2 protein-coding genes are annotated in these 2,378 nt (G+C 46.4%); both read right to left on the bottom strand.

From position 1 onward, the window contains the following. Positions 1 to 945, bottom strand: a 945-nt coding sequence (locus tag AB5062_RS22530) for a tyrosine-type recombinase/integrase (RefSeq protein ID WP_368326996.1), incomplete at its 3' end; no start/stop codon positions are given. A gap of 141 nt (positions 946 to 1,086) precedes the next feature. Continuing rightward, positions 1,087 to 2,022: a transposon Tn4555 protein TnpA gene (gene tnpA / locus AB5062_RS22525; protein ID WP_004292844.1), complete on the bottom strand. Its 936-nt coding sequence runs from the start codon at positions 2,020 to 2,022 to the stop codon at positions 1,087 to 1,089. Positions 2,023 to 2,378 lie beyond the last annotated feature (356 nt).

The following is a 2,378-nucleotide window of genomic DNA, read 5'->3' as shown; positions in this document are numbered from 1 at the left end:
GTGAAAGGTGATTTTCTTGGTTATCCCTGCTGCCGTGAGCCACCGTTGGAGTGGTCCTTGCAGCATCTTGTCCTTGAAATCCTCAAAGATAAGTCCCTCGCCCCGTTCTCCCAGCAGTCCATAGGCTTCATCACTGATGGGGTTATGCACTATTTCTTTGGTTTTCTGCATACGGGTGGTAACGAACATCCTGCCGTTGGTGTATGGTTGTATCTGCTGCCACGTGAGCTGTCTGATGTCGCTCTTTCTCAGTCCCGTAAGACAGGCGAAAAGAAAAGCTTTTTTCAAGACCTCCTCCTCACAGGGTGTTTCGGCAAGCCGTATCAGTTCCTCTTGGCTCAAATGCTCCCTGATGGTGGGAATGCACTCGATGCGGTCTAAGAAGCCGTTTGGGTTCTCCTTTATCTTCCTGTCACGGTAAGCGGTGTGCAGCACGGCACGGAAAGTTGACCAATAGCCTGCTGCGGAGTTGATGTGCAGCTTTTGGTTGGTGTGGATGGATTGGGGTGCATCAAGCAGGTATTCCATGAACTTGCGGCACAAATCCACATCCACCTCCTCAAAGGTGCATTTGCCGTTCACGAACCGCTGGAAATGCTTGTATACGTGCTGCCACTTGATATTCTTGCGGTCAGCCAGTCCTTTGAAATAGGCAAGGAAATCGCCCTTCATCTTGGTCTTGTCAAAAAAGCCGTTGTTTTCATTGAAAATGGCTTCGTAGCGCTGGTTGCGCAGGATGACCGCTTTCTTCATCATGCGTGCGTTGAAGTCCCGTTCCTGCTGGTTTGCAGGTTTGGCGAAGATGTAAATTCCTAAGGCTTCACGTGTAATCACTCTCATGGTGACATTGTCACGGTAGCCGGGATAGTAGTCAAGGCATAGTGAATACTGTGTCCCGTTCTTAATCTTGCGCTTACGCAAGGTAACTGTTTTGCATTTACTCATAATAATTATGTTTTAATTGGTTGTATACATTTTGGAGTTGTATCCATGTTTCCGATGGCAAAGGAACAACGTGAAATATCCGTGAATACCTCCACGATACATCATTTTGAAATAATTTTCGATAATCCCGATTTTTCACGGTTATTTGTTCCTTTCAGCCATGACACGCTCCACATCTGAGCGCAAAAGCAGGTTTTTCACACCCACCTTTATCTTTTCGATGTGCTTCACCTTGACGATATGGCAGATGTTGGCTGACGAAAGACCATAGATTTGCTGCACCTGCTCAACGGTATAGTAGCGTTCATCGTTCACAAGGTCAGTTCTGCGGAGTTCGTTCAAATGTGATTTGGAGTAATAGGTACGCCCGTACTCTCTTTTAGTGGGTATCTTATGGCGATAGGTGTAGGCACGGAGTGCGGTCGGCTTCATGCCGAACAGTTCCTCCACCTCCTCGGTCAGTAGCCAGTCGGTAATTTCGCTAATATCAACTGCCACACCGAAAAACTCGTCAATATGCTTCTTGCTGTAATAGTTCTTTCCTGCGATACGGCAGATGGGGATATGGTTACGCTTGGCGGAAGTGTAAAGCCATGACTGCTTTACCTTAAAAAGGGACATCACCTCCTCGCCCGAATAGAAGTCCAACACTTCTTCGCTTTCCTTTTCCCTTTTTTCTCTTTTGGCAGGTAAGGAAGATGAAGATGATTTCCTTGGTGTGGAGGTGTTGCCGGGCAGGATGCGGTGATAGGGATTGCCCTCCAACATCTGCTCGATGTCGGCTCTGCGGATGAATGCCATGCGGTTGCTGATGCGTGAGGCTTTCAGCTTGCCGATGGCTACAAGTTTGTAAATGTACTGTCGGGAACAGCCCATGAGGATGGCTGCTTTGGAAAAGGTGAGATACTCCTGATGCTGTATCTCCATCAAGGGTTGGGCGACTTTGAAGAGGTTGTTCTTCTGCATCACTCTGGCTCGTTTGGCTTCTGCCTGACAAGCCTCACTGCAATATCTTTGCATACCGCTTCGGGTTACAAAGGACTTGCCGCAAAAACTGCATTTTCTGGTTGCTTTCATACCGTTTTATCGTTTAATGGTTCATTTCTTCAATCCTATATCTCTGAAATGGTAAACGGATGTGAACGGAAGTCAACCATTGTCGCTTTTCTACACAGTGTGACTGTTTCCGCATATCGGGGCGGTTATTGTCGCTTGTCGTAAACGGTTGTAAACCCTTGTCAACTGTCTGCACGGTGTGACAAAAAACAAGCCCCGCAAATTCTCCACGTCAGAAATACGTCTCAAAAATATGTGGAAATTTGGGAAGCGACAAATGGCAACCGAAAAGTGTTAAATTTTAGAATATGCTGGTAATTAAAGATTTACACTCGGATATTTCTGATTAGTTTTGGTTGTTCTATGGTTATAAATAC

It is taken from the genome of Phocaeicola sp. RTP21359st1_B8_RTP21360_211022, assembly GCF_040911965.1.
GTDB classification, from domain to species: Bacteria; Bacteroidota; Bacteroidia; order Bacteroidales; family Bacteroidaceae; genus Phocaeicola; species Phocaeicola vulgatus.
This window is presented reverse-complemented; position numbering and strand designations above follow the sequence as displayed.

Excerpts from the sequence above, each read along its gene's own strand:
- tnpA (WP_004292844.1), bottom strand. The coding sequence starts at position 2,022 with ATGAAAGCAACCAGAAAATGCAGTTTTTGCGGCAAGTCCTTTGTAACC.